Origin of the sequence: Arthrobacter humicola, assembly GCF_022803015.1 — a bacterium.
Taxonomy (GTDB): Bacteria; Actinomycetota; Actinomycetes; order Actinomycetales; family Micrococcaceae; genus Arthrobacter; species Arthrobacter humicola_A.
This window is the reverse complement of sequence record NZ_JAFKON010000002.1, coordinates 165,660-180,510: the sequence shown is the minus strand read 5'-3', so window position 1 is coordinate 180,510 and position 14,851 is coordinate 165,660. Positions and strand designations below refer to the sequence as shown.

Sequence of the window (14,851 nt, the reverse complement as noted above, 5' to 3'; positions counted from 1 at the left end):
GTCCCGAGGGGATTATGGGCGCCACGTGACCCCGCGCAGCCGTGCATTTGCGCAATAAATGATTAAATGATCACAAACCGCTAGCATTTGAGCATGAACACTGATGAGCGGCACCGCCTGATCGGCGGACTGCTGCGCGACCGGGAGCACGTGACGGTGGAGGAGCTCATCGCCGCCTGCGGCGCCTCCGGTGCGACCGTCCGACGCGACCTCGACATCCTGGCCCTGCACGGCGTGCTGCGACGGGTCCACGGCGGAGCCAGGAGCCTGGTTTTCGGCGGTGAAAACCCGGAATACGGCCAACGCGAGCTGGAGGACCACACCGCCAAGGTGCGGATCGCTGCCGGGGTGGCGGCCATGCTTCCGGACCGCGGACACGTCTGGCTGGACAGCGGCACCACGGCCACGGAGATCGCCCGCCAGTTGCGCCAGCGTGAGATGACGATCATGCCGATGTCGCTGCGGGCCGTCACCGCGCTGTCCCCGGACGATGCTCCGGCCGGGCGCCGCCCCGAGCTCCTGATGCCCGGCGGCAGCCTCGTCCCCGGTGAACTTTCCTTCCGCGGTCCCATGACGGAATCCAACATCCGCTCGCTGCGCTTCGACGCCGCCGTCGTCACGCCCTGCGCCCTGAATCTCAAGGACGGGCTGTTGGCCCACGACCTCGACGACGCTGCCGTAAAGCGCGCCGGCCTGGAATCCGCGGCCCGGGTGATTGTCGCCTGTGCCGGAGCCAAATGGAACGCCAGCGCCGTAGCCCTCGTCGCCTCCCTGGACGCCGTGGACGCCATCGTGACCGACCGGCCGTTCAGCCCTGAAGAACTTGACCAACTCGCCCAACATTCGGTGGAAGCAGTGATCGTATGACCAGTACCGCAACCGTTCCGCAGCTGAAGGCTGCCACCGGGGCGACGTTCCTTGTCTTCGGGATCAATGGATTGGTCTTCGCCAGTTGGGCAGCCCGGATCCCCGCGGTGACGGAGATCCTGCACATCACCGCGGGCCAGATGGGAACCCTGCTGCTGTGCTTGGCGGTCGGTTCGCTGATCGCCCTGCCGACGGCCGGGTTCGTCGTCGGCCGGATCGGCACCGCCAACACCGTCCGCGGCGCCGGACTGGTGGCAGCGGCGGCCGGCGTCGGCGTGGCGCTGTCCCTGATGGCGGCCTCCGTCCCGGGGACGGCGATGGCCCTGTTCTTCTTCGGCATCGGCGTCGGCTTGTGGGATGTTTCGCAGAACATTGAAGGTGCCGACGTCGAACACCGGCTCGGGCGCACCATCATGCCGCAGTTCCACGCAGCCTTCAGCGGCGGCGCGTTCGTCGGCGCCCTGATCGGGGCCGGACTGTCCACCCTGGGGGTCGGGCTCCCGGAGCACCTGCTGGTCATCGCCGCCGTCGTCGCCGTACTGACCACGGTGGCCCCCCGGTATTTCCTGCCCCATCTGCCTGCCGAGGCACCCGCTCCAGGGGACGCGGAGCACGGCAAGGGCGGTTCGGCCTGGCGGGACGGCCGCACCCTGCTGATCGGCGTCGTCGTCCTCGGCGCCACCCTGACTGAAGGCGCCGGCAACGACTGGATTGCCAAGGCCTCGGTTGACGGCCTGGGCGCTGAACAATCCACGGGGGCGCTCCAGTTCGCCGCCTTCGTGCTGGCCATGACGGCCATGCGCTTCTTTGGTGGCCGCGCGATCGATGTCTACGGCCGCGTGGCCGTGCTGCGCGCCAGCATGGCAGCGGCAACGGCGGGCCTCTGCCTCTTCGTGTTCGCCGGCACCATCTGGCTGGCCGCGGCCGGTGCCGTGCTGTGGGGCGTGGGGGCCGCCCTCGCGTTCCCGATCGGGATGTCCGCCGCGGCGGACGACCCCAGGAAGGCGGCCGCCCGGGTGTCCGTCGTGTCCACGCTGGGGTACATTGCATTCCTCGCCGGGCCGCCCCTGTTGGGCTACCTGGGCGATGTGACCGGTATCAGGACCGCCCTGCTGGCGATCGGGATTCCGATTGTGGTGGCGCTGGTCCTGGCCGGAGCCGCGAAGCCGCTGCCCGCGAGGTAGCAGTATGGTGGTCCAATGCGAACCATGCTGAGGAAGGCCCCCGGCCGCCTGTCGAAATTCGACCGCAAACTGGTGGGCGCCGTCTCCAATCTGCCGGGAGGAGGCCATGACGACTTCTTCCGCCGTCTGTCCGCCGCCGCCAACAAGGGCAAACTCTGGTTCGGCGTTGCCGGAGCCATGGCCCTGGTGCCCGGCAAGACGCGCCGGGCAGCAGTGCACGGACTCATCGCGCAAGGCGCCGCCTCGGCGGTGACCAACGTCGTGTTCAAGACCCTCCTGCCCCGGGCCCGCCCCCTGCCCGAACACCTTCCGGTCTTCCGCTTCGTGAACCCGCAGCCGACGAGTTCGTCGATGCCGTCGGGACACTCCGCCTCCGCGGTGGCTTTCGCACTCGGGGTCGGCATGGTCCGCCCGGCCCTCGGTGCGGCGCTTGCCCCCCTCGCGGCCGGAGTGGCCTACTCCCGGGTCCACACCGGGGCCCACTGGCCCTCGGATGTGCTGTTCGGGTCCGCGATCGGCGCCGGCGCGGCCATGGTGACGCGGAAGTGGTGGCCCGTCCGGCCACCGTTCCCGGAAACCCGCCGCGGCGCTGCCCCGGCCGCGGAACTCCCGGACGGCCAGGGGCTCGGCATCGCGGTCAACACACTCGGCGGGTCCTATGCTGACGAGACTGCCGACGCCCTGCAAAAAGTATTCCCTAAGGCGTATATAAAGGAAATCGGGCCCGATGAGTCCGTCGACGCGGGCATCGCCCAGGTCGCGACCCGGCCGGGCATTGCGGCCCTGGGCGTCTGGGGCGGCGACGGGACCGTGGGCGCCGCGGCGGCCGCCGCCGTCGAACGTTCCCTCCCGCTGCTGGTGCTCCCCGGCGGCACGCTGAACCATTTCGCCCGCGACGCCGGAACCCCCACCCTGGCGGACGCCGTGCAGGCGGCGTCGCGCGGCGAGGCCGCCGTCGCCGACGTCGGCCACGTGAGTGTCGAGCGCGGGCTCCCCGACAGCCCGGAGCACCTCGAGCTGATCATGCTCAACACGGCCAGCATCGGCCTCTACCCGAACCTGGTCCGCCGGCGGGAGCAGCTCCAGCCGGCACTGGGCAAACCCCTGGCCGGAGTGGTGGCCATGCTCCGGACCTTCGCGGCCGGCACCCCCACCACGCTGATCGTCAACGGGGTGCGGCACCGGCTCTGGATCCTGTACATCGGCCGCGGCCGCTATTACCCCCGCGACCACGCGCCGCTGGTTCGCCCGGTACTCGCGGACGGCGTCCTGGATCTGCGGATGATCACCGCCGATGAGCCGTTCGCCCGCTTGCGGCTGCTCTGGGCCGTGCTCACGGGCACCGTGGCCACGTCCGGGATTACCCATCTGAGCGAAACGGACCGGATCACGGTGGAACCCGGGAACGGGCCCATGGTCCTCGCCGTCGACGGAGAGGTCGTGCCCGGGGTGCGGCGGGTGGAATTCACGGTCCGCCCCGGCGCGCTGACCTACTATTCGCCCCTCGGCTGAACCCTGTCGCCCGACCCCGTCGTCCAAACCCCTGTCATCCTCCCGGACTACCCTGATTAGCCCCTGAATCATCCCTGAGACCGGCGAAATACGCAGCTTGCCTCGGTAGCGTGGTGTGCAGACGGGCCCGTGACTGCGGTGCCCCGGATCATCTCCCGCTACGCAAAGGAACGCTTCCATGATCGAAGCACGAGGCCTGACCAAGGTTTACGGCGACAAGACCGCCGTCGCCGGCGTCAACTTCACCGTCGAAGCCGGCCGGGTCACCGGCTTCCTGGGTCCGAACGGGGCCGGAAAATCCACCACGATGCGCATGATCATGGGGCTGGACCGGCCGACGTCGGGCTCGGTGACCGTCAACGGGTCCCCGCTGACCGGGCACGCCGCACCGCTGCGCGACGTCGGCGCCCTGCTCGATGCCAAGGCAGTCCACACGAGCCGCTCCGCCTACAACCACCTGCTGGCCATGGCGGCGACCCACAGCATCCCGAAGAAACGGGTCCACGAAGTCATTGAGATGACCGGACTGGCCGAGGTGGCCAGGAAGAAGGTCGGCGGCTTCTCGCTCGGCATGGGCCAGCGGCTGGGCATCGCCGCCGCCCTCCTGGGCGACCCGCAGACCGTCATCCTGGACGAGCCCGTCAACGGCCTTGACCCGGAGGGCGTGGTGTGGGTCCGCAACCTGGTGAAATACCTGGCCTCCGAGGGCCGCACGGTCTTCCTCTCCAGCCACCTCATGAGCGAGATGGCCGTCACGGCGGACCACCTGATCGTGATCGGCCGCGGGAGGATCATTGCGGACGCCCCGATCCAGGAGATCATCACCGGCAAGGGCCAGGGCCGGACGCGGGTCCGCACCGACCAGCCGGACCGGCTCATGCAGCTGCTGGCCGGGACCGGGGTCTCGGTGGAGGTCCAGGAGCGCGAACTCCTCGAAGTCACAGGCCTGGACCCGCGCCAGATCGCCACTGCGGCGCTGGAGAACCACGTCATGATCTACGAACTCACCCCGCTGCAGGCCAGCCTCGAGGAGGCCTACATGGAACTGACCAAGGATGAAGTCGAATACCACTCGCTGATCACCACGGGCGCCGTTCCCGTCGAAGCCGGAGGCAACTAAGCCATGAGCTCCACAACCGTTGAATCCACGCCCTCGCGCCGCGGCGCCGACGCACAGCGGTCCGGAAACGGCAGCAGTTCCGGTCCCGGCCCCAGCTTCCTGCGGGTCCTCAACTCCGAATTCATCAAGTTCCGCACCCTGCTCTCCACTCTGATCCTGCTTGGCTCCACAGTGGTGGTCATGGTGGGGTTCGGGGCGCTTTCGGCCTGGGGGACGGGCCAGTTCTCCGAGGCCGCTGCCCGGGACCCGGAGGTCGGCGCCAGGCTCGCGGCCCAGGGCGGCGACATCGCCGTCAGCGTGCCCACCTCCGGCATCGCGTTCGCCCAGCTGATCCTGGGCTCCCTCGGCGTGCTGCTGATGAGCTCCGAGTTCACCACGGGCATGGCCCGGTCCACGTTCGCGGCGGTGCCCAAACGCATCCCCGCCTTCGCGGCCAAGCTCGTGGTGGTGGTGGTGACCTCCTTCGTCGTCACCGCCGCATCCACCCTGGCCGCCGGATTCGTATCCGTGCCGATCCTGGACAACTACGGCCTGGGCCTGGACCTGGGCAGCCCGCAGTCGGTCAAGCTGCTCCTTGTCAACAGCATTTACGTGGCGGCGGTCGCGGCCATCGGCATGGCGCTGGGCACGCTGATCCGCAACTCGGCGGGCGGCATCATGAGCCTGGTGGGCCTGTTCTTCGTGGCACCCATCGCCTTCCAGCTCATTCCGGGCGACTTCTTCGTGGAGGCCCGCAAGTACCTGCCCGGCAACACCGTGGATCCGCTGACCGCGGTGGAGCACCTCCCGGACACCCTCGAAGCCTGGCAGGCCGCCCTGGTGCTGGGCGCCTGGGTTGTCATCCCGGTGCTCCTGGCCGCCGTCCTGCTCAAGAGGCGGGACGTCTAGGCCGGCGCCACGGGCCCCAGAGTCTAGGCTCAGAGCATGATCGATGCGGTACCTGTCAGGGACGCGCCGGCCGGACCGGCCGACGCGTCCCTTGCTGAACTCACGGCCCGCCGCCGCGGCCGGCTCCGGCGCTACCTGCTGGCCAATCCTCGGGTCATGGACGTCCTGGTGGTGCTCTGCTATCTGGTCCTGGTCACGCCCACGGCGGTCGAATCGGTCATCCACGGCGACTGGCCGGTGGCCGTGTTGCTCGCCGCGGCCGCGCCGGTCCTGCTCTTCCGGCGGGCGTATCCGGTGCGGGTGGCGGCGGTTGTGGGGGCCCTGGAACTGGCGGTCACCTTCCTGCATCCCTGGGGGTCCAACGTCTCCGCCGGGCTCTGGTTTTCGCTGTACGCCGTCGCCGTCGTCCGCACCCGGCGGTTCGCCCTCGCCGCCCTGGCCCTGACCACCGCCCCGCTGCTGCTCCTGTACTTCCTGCTGGCCGTCGGCCCGCTGGACGGCCGGCTCCCGGACATGGCCGTCCGCACACCGGAGAATTTCCAGCTGCTGACGGGCATCGCGGCGGGCATCGGCATCGCGCTCTCGAATGTGATCGCCACGGGGATCGGTATCTCGGTGCGGCAGCGGCGCGAGCACGAGCACGAGATCGCTGCCTGGGCCGCCCGGGCCCAGCAGCTGGGCTCGGTCACGGAACGGAACCGGATCGCGCGCGAAATGCACGACGTCGTGGCGCACTCGCTGACGGTCATGATCAGCCTGTCGGACGGCGCCTCCGTCGTGGTCAAGAAGGATCCGGAGCGCGCCGCCGGCGTCCTGGCCGAACTCTCCCGGACCGGACGCACCGCGCTGGCCGACATGCGGCGCGTCCTTGGCGTGCTGCGCGAGGACGCCGCCACGGGACATGCCCCGCGCGAGCCGCTGGTGGCCGGGGGCAGCCTGGCCAAACTGCTCGAGGGCTTCCGCACCGCGGGACTGCCGCTGCACTACACGCACACCGGCCCGTCCCTGCCCGACGATGCGGCGTTTCAGCTGACCGTCTACAGAATTGTGCAGGAGTCGCTGACCAACGTGCTGCGCTACGGCCGCGCGCTCAGCCGGGTGGAGGTCAGCATTGTCCGGAACGGCTCCCGCGTCACCATTGAAGTGCTCGACGACGGCAGGGGCACCGTTGACCCGGGGGCTCCCGGGACCGGCGCGCAGGCGAAGCCTGACGCACTGGACTCCTTCGGCACCGGGCATGGAATAGCCGGGATGCGGGAGCGGGCCAGGATCTACGCTGGCACCGTGTACGCCGGGCGCGCCGGTGACCGCGGCTGGCGCGTGCACGCGGAACTGAACTGCAACGGCGAGAATGCCACGGAATCAAGGGGGAACAATGTCCGACAACACGCCGGTACGCGTCCTGCTGGTGGATGACCAGCCGCTGCTACGGATGGGTTTCCGCCTCATCCTGGAGGGTGAAGACGATTTGTGCATCGTGGGCGAGGCGTCCAACGGCGCCGAAGCGGTCCGCCACGTCTGGGAGCTCGCGCCCGACGTCGTCCTGATGGATGTGCGGATGCCGGTGCTGGACGGGATCGAGGCCACCCGGGCGATCGCCGCCTCGGGCTCCGACGCCAAAATCATCATCCTGACCACCTTTGACCTCGATGAATACGCCTTTGCAGCACTGCGGGCAGGGGCCTCTGCGTTCCTGCTCAAGGACGTGGCGCCGGCAGAACTGGTCAGCGCGGTGCGGGTGGTGGCCAGCGGCGACGCCGTGGTGGCACCCCGTGTTACGCAGCGGCTGCTGGAGACCTATGTCCGTGGTGCCGGCGGCATGGATCCTGCAGGGACAGGCGGCGCCGCCGGCCAGCACGCCGGGGCGGACGAGGGCGGCCAGCAGGCCGGCAGCCCCGCACGCCCGGCGCGGGATCCGTTGCTGGAGGACCTGACACCCCGCGAAAACGAGATGCTCGGGGCGATGGCGGAGGGACTCTCCAACGCCGAAATCGCGCACCGGTACTTCCTGTCCGAGGCCACCGTCAAGACGCATGTGCGCCGGATCCTGACCAAGCTCCACCTCCGCGACCGCGTCCAGGCCGTGGTGTACGCATATGAGACCGGCCTCGTGGTGCCCAGCAACGCGGACTACTGACGGCCGCCCCCCGGCCGCCGCAAGGCAGGTTACCGGCAGGTAGTACCTGAAGCAGTGGTTTCAGGCACATTGCCGAATTGCCCGTGAGGCAACTTTGGTTGACTCCGTGGCCCTCGCGTTGGGTGATGGCCCGGTCTGACGCGCCGTCATTTGTGGGACTGCACAAGACGGACGGTCCGCCGCGCGGTCTAGTGTGAAACGACATTGTGGTCCGCCGCACAGCATGGATTCGATTCCGTGCCGGCAACGAGCGGGCCTGAACCCCCCACGAAGGACGGCGCTTCCATGCCCGCTGACCAGCAGCTTTCAAAATCCCTGAAACCCAGGCATCTGTCCATGATTGCCATCGCCGGCGTGATCGGCGCCGGACTGTTTGTCGGTTCGGGTGCGGCGATCCAGCAGGCCGGCCCCGGCATCCTGGTTGCCTATGCCGCGGCGGGACTCGTCGTCATCCTCGTCATGCGGATGCTGGGCGAGATGGCCGCGGCCAACCCGGAAACCGGCTCATTTTCCACCTACGCGGACAAGGCCCTGGGCCGCTGGGCCGGGTTCAGCATCGGCTGGCTCTACGCATGGTTCTGGATCATTGTCCTCGGCATCGAGGCAACGGCTGGGGCAGCGATCATGCACCGCTGGGTCCCCGGCATTGACCAGTGGGTGTGGGCGCTTGCCCTGATGGTGCTGCTGACGCTGACCAACCTCGGGTCCGTTAAGTCGTTCGGCGAATTCGAGTTCTGGTTCGCTTCCATCAAGGTCGCGGCAATCGTGCTCTTCCTGCTCTTCGGCGTCGCCGCCATCCTGGGCCTCATCCCCGGCGTTCCGGCGCCCGGCCTGGACAACCTGATCGGCAACGGCGGGTTCATGCCCAACGGCCCCGGCGCCGTCCTGGCCGGCATCCTCGTGGTGGTGTTCTCGTTCTTCGGCGCGGAAATTGCCACCATCGCCGCCGGCGAATCCGAGAACCCGGTCGATGCGGTCAAGAAGGCCGTGAAGTCCACCGTCTGGCGCATCCTCGTGTTCTACATCGGCTCCATCGCCATTGTGGTCACCCTGCTGCCCTGGAACTCCGCTTCCGTCGCCAAGAGCCCCTACGTCGCCGTCATTGAGCTGTTCGGCATCCCCGGCGCCGGAACCATCATGGACATTGTGGTCCTGACCTCGGTGCTCTCCTGCCTGAACTCCGGGCTCTACACCGCCAGCCGCATGCTGTTCTCGCTGTCCCGCCGCGGCGACGCCCCCAAGTCGTGGATGCGGATTTCCAAGCGCGGCGTGCCCGCTGCCGCGGTACTGGCCTCCACCGTGGTCGGCTTCGTCACCGTCGGACTGAACTACGTCGCCCCGGACACGGTCTTCCTGTTCCTGGTCAACACCTCCGGCGCCATCGCGCTGTTCGTGTGGCTCGTCATCGCGACCTCCCAGCTGATCCTGCGCCGCCGCATGGGCGCCGCCGCCAAGGACCTCCAGCTGAAAATGTGGCTCTTCCCGTACCTGACCTGGGTGTCGATCGTGAGCATCGTGGCCCTGCTGATCGGCATGGTGATCCTGGAATCCACACGGGAATCGCTGCTGCTCTCGCTGGCTCTCGCCGCCGTCGTCGTGGGGATCGGGGTCATCCGCTACCGCAGGAACGGTGCCAAGGCCGCTGTTCCCGCAACAGGTGCCGGCGAGGCTCCTGCCGACGCCACCCCGGTTGACGCCGAGCCTGGCGCTGAAGACGCCACGGTGGGCGCCCGCCCGGTGTCGTAGCCCCGGAAAGCCCCCGCGGCGGTCCCGCACCGCCGGACATGCCCTCCCCCTGCGCCCACCACTGGACATAGCGCCATCATGTCCACTGCCCGGCGCGAGGGGAGGGCATATCCATGCGTGCCGGGGGGACATGCCCAGTCCCCGGGCCGAGGGGAGGGCATGTGCCTGCGTGCCGGAGCACAGCCGCGTCACAGGAAGGGACTAGCCAGCCCATAGCGCTGCCGGGTTCGATGGGGTCATGACAAAAATGCCGCAGCCCCCGCACGAGCCGCACCCCAACCACGACCGCGGCCTGGAATTCGATCTCTCCACCCTCGTCAGCCGCCGATCGCTGGGCATGTTCCTCGGCGCGGGAACGGCCGCAGCCCTTGCGGCCTGCAGCCCGGGCGGCACCAGCGGCACCGGCAGCAGTTCGACGTCGGCCGCCGGGACCCCGGCGGCAACAGCCGCTGCGCCCTCGGCCGCGGCGACGTCGGCCTCGGCCACTCCGACGCTGACCCGGGCGATCGCCGAGTGCGGGGTCGAAATCCCGCAGGAAACCGCCGGCCCCTACCCCGGTGACGGTTCCAACGGACCCAACGTCCTCGAGGCATCCGGCGTGGTCCGTCAGGACATCACCTCCAGCTTCGGGACCTCCACCAGCACAGCCGAGGGCGTACCGCTGACCGTCACGCTGACCCTTCTGGACAACGCCAACGGCTGCACCCCGCTGGCCGGTGCCGCGGTGTACGCCTGGCACTGTGACCGCGAGGGCAAATACTCCATGTACGATTCCGGGCTTCAGAACGAGAACTACCTCCGCGGCGTCCAGGAGGCCGACGCGAACGGCCAGGTGACGTTCAAGACCATCTACCCCGGCGCCTACAACGGCCGCTGGCCGCACATCCACTTCGAAGTGTTCGAGTCCATGAACAATGCGACGGCGGCCGGCCAGGTCCTGGCGGTGTCACAGATCGCGCTGACCGAGGCCGCATGCAAGCAGGTTTACGCGTCGGCCGGGTACGAATCCAGCGCGCAGAACTTCCCCCGCACCACGCTGAAGTCCGACAACGTGTTCGGCAACGACGGCGGCATCTACCAGCTGGCCACCATCACCGGCTCGGTGGCCGCGGGCTACGCCGCCGGTCTCAACGTCACCGTCTAGGCGCGGCGTCGCCCGGCACCCCGGCCCCCGGGGCCCGTGCGGGCCGGGCTAGACTCGGAGCCATGCCCACACCGAGCACTGCCGCAGAGCACATCCAGGACCTCGGCGCGTACGTCAGCGCGTCGCCGTCGAGCTTCCACGCCGTCCACGAGGCCGCGCGCCGGCTGGACACGGCGGGCTTCACCGGTCTGGACGAACTGCAGCCCTGGCCGGAGCCCGCGGCCGCCGCCGGCAAGTTCTACGTGATCCGCGACGGCGCCCTCATCGCCTGGGTGGTCCCGGCAGGCGCCGGACCGACCACCGGTTTCAACATCCTTGGCGCGCACACGGACTCGCCCTCCTTCAAACTCAAGCCGAAGCCCACCACCGGCAAGTTCGGCTGGCTGCAGGCCGGCGTCGAGGTCTATGGCGGACCCCTCCTGAACTCCTGGCTGGACCGCGAACTCCAGCTCGCCGGCCGGCTCGTCATGCGCGACGGCACGCAGCACCTCACGGCCACCGGCCCGCTGCTGCGCTTCCCGCAGCTCGCCATCCACCTGGACCGGGCCGTCAATGAGGGCCTGGCCCTGGACAAGCAGCAGCACATGAATCCGGTCTTTGGCCTGGGCGACCCAGCCGGCGAGGACCTGCTCGGACTCCTCGCGGACCGCGTTGCCGATGCCGAGGTGGATCCGGCGCAGATCGGCGGGTACGACGTCGTCATCGCAGACACCCAGGCCCCGGCGGTGTTCGGCGCCAGGGGCGAATTCTTCGCCTCCGGCCGGCTCGACAACCTCTCCGCGACGCACGCCGGGCTCACGGCGCTGGTGGCGCACGCCGGCACGCCCGTGCCGGACGGTGCGCCGATTGCCGTGTTGGCCGCCTTCGACCACGAGGAAGTCGGCTCGGCGTCCCGCTCCGGGGCGTGCGGACCCATCCTCGAAGATGTCCTCGTGCGGATCTCGGACGGACTCGGCGCCTCTGCAAGCCAGCGGCGGCAGGCCTTCGCGGCGTCGTTCTGCGTCTCCGCGGACGCCGGCCACGCCGTGCACCCGAACTATCCCGAGCGGCACGATCCCGCCAACCGGCCGGTCCTCAACGGTGGCCCGCTGCTGAAGATCAATGCCAACCAGCGCTATGCCACCGACGCCGCCGGCGCCGCGCTCTGGGCCCGGCTGTGCACCGACGCCGGTATTCCTTACCAGGAATTCGTCTCCAACAACGTGATGCCGTGCGGGTCGACGATCGGCCCGCTGACCGCCACCCGGCTGGGAATCCGGACGGTCGACGTCGGCGTCGCCCTGCTGTCGATGCACTCGGCACGCGAGCTCTGCGGCGTCGAGGACCCGCACCGGCTGACCGCGGTGACCCGGACGTTCTTCCGGACGGCGGCCTGACGCTTGCGGCGCCCTACGCGGCGACGCCGACTACGAGGTTGATGGTGGTTGCCAGAATGATGGTCCCAAAGAGGTACGAGAGCAGGCTGTGCTTGAGGGCCTCGGCCCGGATGCCATGGTTCTGCAGCGCGGTGTCCGATACCTGGTATGTCATGCCCAGACTTGTGGCTAAGTAGGCGAAATCTGTGTACTGCGGCGGGCTGCTCTGGTTGAAGTCGATGCCGCCCACCCGGGAGCCTGCCCTCGTGCCCGTGCCGTAGTACAGCTCCGCGTACCGCAGTGTGAACAGCGTCTGGACCAGGGTCCAGGACAGCGCCACCGAGACTACCGCGAGCAGCCCGCCGGCAATCCTGGAGAGGGTGTCAGTGTTGTTGTGCGAATCCACGATGACCGCTCCCGCCGCCGCCAGGCTGGCGGCGTTGGCGGCCAGGATAAGCAGGTCCGTCGTGCTCCGGGCCGGGTCTTCCGTTGTGGCGTGCAACCGGGTGTCCGCAGGGTCGAGGCGGCCGATAACCAGCCAGACCCAGACGACGTAGGTCAAGGCGGCGGCGCACCAGCCAATCGTGGGAGCCTGCACCCAGTGCCCTGACATTCCGGCCGCCCCGGCGGCGAGCAGCCCCAACAGCACCATGGCGGCGAAGCGGAGACGGCTGCGGCGGAGCGGCGGCGGCACGGCTGACGAGGGGTTGGTGTGCATTTTCAGATCATGGCACAGCCGATGCGCCCCCCGACTGACCGCTGGCCGTGTGGCGGTTATCCACATGGCGGCCGGCGCTCTTCCCGGCCAGGCCGCGGGGCCGTACGGTGGAGGCACGGAATCGCGGATTCCGGCCCGCATGCACTAAGCTATTGAAGTCTGTGCTGCGCCCTGCCTCCGTTCCGGCGGCCGGGCATTGCATGACACCGCAAATGAACCTCCTGTTACGGAAATGCCGTAACCGCTTAGCCCAAAGGAGGTGGGTTCACATATGCGTCCTTACGAATTGATGGTAATCATCGACCCCGAGGTCGAAGAGCGTGCCGTTGAGCCGTCGCTTCAGAAGTTCCTGAACGTCATCACCAACGATGGTGGAACCATCGAAAAGGTTGACATCTGGGGCCGTCGTCGCCTGGCTTACGAAATCCAGAAGAAGTCCGAAGGTATCTACGCCGTGGTGAACTTCACCGCCGAGCCGGCTACCGCCAAGGAACTTGACCGCCAGCTGAGTCTCAACGAGACCATCATGCGCACCAAGATCACCCGCCCCGAAGAGCAGAAAGTTGTTGCTGAGTAATTCAGCAGCCAACCTTCAATCTTTATCCCCGCAGGAACGCACAAGGAGGCAGTAGATGGCAGGCGAAACCACTATCACGGTTATCGGTAACCTCACCAATGACCCCGAACTCAGGTTCACACCGTCCGGTTCGGCCGTAGCGAATTTCACCATCGCTTCTACTCCCCGCACCTTCGACCGGCAGTCCAATGAGTGGAAGGACGGGGAAACCCTGTTCCTCCGCGCGTCGGTCTGGCGCGAAGCAGCCGAAAACGTCGCCGAGTCCCTGACCAAGGGCATGCGCGTAATCGTCTCCGGCCGCTTGAAGAGCCGTTCCTACGAAACAAAAGAAGGCGAGAAGCGCACCGTTATCGAGCTTGAGGTCGACGAAATCGGCCCGAGCCTGCGCTACGCCAACGCCAAGGTCAACCGCACCCAGCGCTCCGGCGGTCAGGGTGGTCAGGGTGGCTTCGGCGGCGGCAACAGCGGCGGTGGATTCGGTGGCGGCCACGGTGCAAACCAGGGTGGCAACACCGGTGGGACCTGGGGCGGCAACCAGCCCGCCGCGCAGGAAGACCCGTGGGCCACGCCCGGGGTCAGCAATGCGGGCGGCGGCTGGGGCAACGGCCCGGATTCCGAACCTCCCTTCTAAACAACATCTAAGGTCCGGCAACGAAAACCGACTGGCCGCCGCAAGGCGGCCTGGTGCAGACTGCGCCGGATCACCACCATCCCGTGGATCAATATCCACGGGCTCCATCGAATAGGAGCTCCACGATGGCTAAGGCTGAACTCCGTAAGCCCAAACCAAAGTCCAACCCCTTGAAGGCCGCTGACATCACTGTCATCGACTACAAGGACGTAGCATTGCTGCGCAAGTTCATCTCCGACCGCGGAAAGATCCGCGCCCGTCGCGTCACTGGCGTCACGGTGCAGGAACAGCGCAAGATCGCCCAGGCAATCAAGAACGCCCGCGAAGTTGCTCTGCTGCCTTACTCCGGCGCTGGCCGCGGCTAAGGAAGGGATTAACTAAAATGGCAAAGCTCATTCTGACCCACGAAGTAACCGGTCTCGGTGCTGCTGGCGACGTTGTCGAGGTCAAGGACGGTTACGCACGTAACTACCTGCTGCCCCGCAACTTCGCCCTGACCTGGTCCAAGGGTGGCGAGAAGCAGGTTGAGTCCATCAAGGCTGCCCGCGTTGCCCGCGAGCACGCTTCCCTGGAAGATGCTCAGAAGCAGGCTGCTGCACTCTCCGCCAAGCCGGTCAAGCTGGTCGTCAAGGCTGGCGCAACCGGACGCCTGTTCGGCACCGTCAAGCAGGGCGACGTGGCCGACGCTGTTGAGGCCGCAGGCCTGGGCCGCATCGACAAGCGCAAGGTTGAACTGCCGGCACACATCAAGTCGACCGGTTCCTACCAGGCAAACGTCCGTCTGCACGACGACGTTTCCGCTGTGATCGAACTCGACGTAGTCGCAGGCAAGTAGCCCTCACCGGCTGCAGTCCTGAACTGCTGGAAGGCCCCCGCCTCCGGACCTCTCTGAGGACCGAAGGCGGGGGCCTTCCGCTTTAACCCGGTCCATGTTGGACGGCGTCATGGGCCGCAGGTGACCCCGCGTTGCTT

15 protein-coding genes are annotated in these 14,851 nt (G+C 68.1%); 14 read left to right on the top strand and 1 reads right to left on the bottom strand.

Going from position 1 to position 14,851, the window contains the following annotated elements; genetic code table 11:
- Positions 1-93: 93 nt before the first annotated feature.
- The 10 genes from ARTB_RS05820 to ARTB_RS05775 all read left to right on the top strand — a co-directional run bounded on the left by ARTB_RS05820 (position 94) and on the right by ARTB_RS05775 (position 11,974).
- Positions 94-867 carry a DeoR/GlpR family DNA-binding transcription regulator gene (locus ARTB_RS05820; protein ID WP_243178130.1) on the top strand — a complete coding sequence of 258 codons (774 nt, stop codon included), beginning with the start codon at positions 94-96 and terminating at the stop codon, positions 865-867.
- Complete coding sequence (locus ARTB_RS05815; protein ID WP_243178129.1) at positions 864-2,051, top strand: MFS transporter; 1,188 nt, start codon at positions 864-866, stop codon at positions 2,049-2,051. The genes ARTB_RS05820 and ARTB_RS05815 overlap by 4 nt, the downstream gene beginning before the upstream one ends.
- A gap of 15 nt (positions 2,052-2,066) precedes the next feature.
- Complete coding sequence (locus ARTB_RS05810; RefSeq protein WP_243178128.1) at positions 2,067-3,563, top strand: bifunctional phosphatase PAP2/diacylglycerol kinase family protein; 1,497 nt, start codon at positions 2,067-2,069, stop codon at positions 3,561-3,563.
- A 178-nt stretch (positions 3,564-3,741) separates the two neighbouring features.
- Positions 3,742-4,683 carry an ABC transporter ATP-binding protein gene (locus tag ARTB_RS05805; protein ID WP_223914891.1) on the top strand — a complete coding sequence of 314 codons (942 nt, stop codon included), beginning with the start codon at positions 3,742-3,744 and terminating at the stop codon, positions 4,681-4,683.
- 3 nt (positions 4,684-4,686) lie between these two features.
- On the top strand, positions 4,687-5,571 hold the full coding sequence (locus tag ARTB_RS05800; protein ID WP_243178127.1) for an ABC transporter permease: 885 nt from the start codon (positions 4,687-4,689) through the stop codon (positions 5,569-5,571).
- A gap of 36 nt (positions 5,572-5,607) precedes the next feature.
- Entirely contained in the window at positions 5,608-6,987 is a 1,380-nt protein-coding gene (locus ARTB_RS05795; protein WP_243178126.1) for a sensor histidine kinase, read from the top strand.
- Positions 6,947-7,708 carry a response regulator gene (locus tag ARTB_RS05790; protein WP_243178125.1) on the top strand — a complete coding sequence of 254 codons (762 nt, stop codon included), beginning with the start codon at positions 6,947-6,949 and terminating at the stop codon, positions 7,706-7,708. The genes ARTB_RS05795 and ARTB_RS05790 overlap by 41 nt, the downstream gene beginning before the upstream one ends.
- 285 nt (positions 7,709-7,993) lie before the next feature.
- Positions 7,994-9,454, top strand: coding sequence for an amino acid permease (locus tag ARTB_RS05785; RefSeq protein ID WP_243178124.1), 1,461 nt, complete (start codon positions 7,994-7,996; stop codon positions 9,452-9,454).
- 247 nt (positions 9,455-9,701) lie between these two features.
- Complete coding sequence (locus tag ARTB_RS05780; protein ID WP_439954099.1) at positions 9,702-10,598, top strand: intradiol ring-cleavage dioxygenase; 897 nt, start codon at positions 9,702-9,704, stop codon at positions 10,596-10,598.
- Between the two features lie 62 nt (positions 10,599-10,660).
- Entirely contained in the window at positions 10,661-11,974 is a 1,314-nt protein-coding gene (locus tag ARTB_RS05775) for a M18 family aminopeptidase (RefSeq protein ID WP_243178122.1), read from the top strand.
- Between the two features lie 13 nt (positions 11,975-11,987).
- Here ARTB_RS05775 and ARTB_RS05770 read toward each other — a convergent pair whose 3' ends face one another.
- Entirely contained in the window at positions 11,988-12,671 is a 684-nt protein-coding gene (locus ARTB_RS05770; protein ID WP_243178121.1) for a DUF1345 domain-containing protein, read from the bottom strand.
- A gap of 271 nt (positions 12,672-12,942) precedes the next feature.
- Between ARTB_RS05770 and rpsF the strand changes: the two genes are divergently transcribed.
- From rpsF to rplI, 4 genes are all read left to right on the top strand, one after another.
- Entirely contained in the window at positions 12,943-13,248 is a 306-nt protein-coding gene (rpsF, locus tag ARTB_RS05765) for a 30S ribosomal protein S6 (protein WP_026266755.1), read from the top strand.
- A gap of 55 nt (positions 13,249-13,303) precedes the next feature.
- Positions 13,304-13,879, top strand: coding sequence for a single-stranded DNA-binding protein (locus ARTB_RS05760; RefSeq protein WP_243178120.1), 576 nt, complete (start codon positions 13,304-13,306; stop codon positions 13,877-13,879).
- Between the two features lie 125 nt (positions 13,880-14,004).
- Positions 14,005-14,244 (top strand): 30S ribosomal protein S18, encoded by a 240-nt coding sequence (gene rpsR, locus ARTB_RS05755; protein ID WP_003800144.1) that lies wholly within the window; start codon positions 14,005-14,007, stop codon positions 14,242-14,244.
- 17 nt (positions 14,245-14,261) lie between these two features.
- A complete protein-coding gene (gene rplI, locus ARTB_RS05750; protein WP_018775331.1) occupies positions 14,262-14,714 on the top strand; it encodes a 50S ribosomal protein L9 in 453 nt (150 codons plus the stop codon).
- Positions 14,715-14,851: the final 137 nt, after the last annotated feature.

Excerpts from the sequence above, each read along its gene's own strand:
- rplI (WP_018775331.1), top strand. The coding sequence starts at position 14,262 with ATGGCAAAGCTCATTCTGACCCACGAAGTAACCGGTCTCGGTGCTGCT.
- ARTB_RS05795 (WP_243178126.1), top strand. The coding sequence starts at position 5,608 with ATGATCGATGCGGTACCTGTCAGGGACGCGCCGGCCGGACCGGCCGAC.
- ARTB_RS05785 (WP_243178124.1), top strand. The coding sequence starts at position 7,994 with ATGCCCGCTGACCAGCAGCTTTCAAAATCCCTGAAACCCAGGCATCTG.
- ARTB_RS05805 (WP_223914891.1), top strand. The coding sequence starts at position 3,742 with ATGATCGAAGCACGAGGCCTGACCAAGGTTTACGGCGACAAGACCGCC.
- ARTB_RS05775 (WP_243178122.1), top strand. The coding sequence starts at position 10,661 with ATGCCCACACCGAGCACTGCCGCAGAGCACATCCAGGACCTCGGCGCG.
- ARTB_RS05770 (WP_243178121.1), bottom strand. The coding sequence starts at position 12,671 with ATGCACACCAACCCCTCGTCAGCCGTGCCGCCGCCGCTCCGCCGCAGC.
- ARTB_RS05760 (WP_243178120.1), top strand. The coding sequence starts at position 13,304 with ATGGCAGGCGAAACCACTATCACGGTTATCGGTAACCTCACCAATGAC.
- ARTB_RS05820 (WP_243178130.1), top strand. The coding sequence starts at position 94 with ATGAACACTGATGAGCGGCACCGCCTGATCGGCGGACTGCTGCGCGAC.
- ARTB_RS05780 (WP_439954099.1), top strand. The coding sequence starts at position 9,702 with ATGCCGCAGCCCCCGCACGAGCCGCACCCCAACCACGACCGCGGCCTG.
- ARTB_RS05815 (WP_243178129.1), top strand. The coding sequence starts at position 864 with ATGACCAGTACCGCAACCGTTCCGCAGCTGAAGGCTGCCACCGGGGCG.
- ARTB_RS05810 (WP_243178128.1), top strand. The coding sequence starts at position 2,067 with ATGCGAACCATGCTGAGGAAGGCCCCCGGCCGCCTGTCGAAATTCGAC.
- rpsF (WP_026266755.1), top strand. The coding sequence starts at position 12,943 with ATGCGTCCTTACGAATTGATGGTAATCATCGACCCCGAGGTCGAAGAG.
- ARTB_RS05800 (WP_243178127.1), top strand. The coding sequence starts at position 4,687 with ATGAGCTCCACAACCGTTGAATCCACGCCCTCGCGCCGCGGCGCCGAC.
- rpsR (WP_003800144.1), top strand. The coding sequence starts at position 14,005 with ATGGCTAAGGCTGAACTCCGTAAGCCCAAACCAAAGTCCAACCCCTTG.
- ARTB_RS05790 (WP_243178125.1), top strand. The coding sequence starts at position 6,947 with ATGTCCGACAACACGCCGGTACGCGTCCTGCTGGTGGATGACCAGCCG.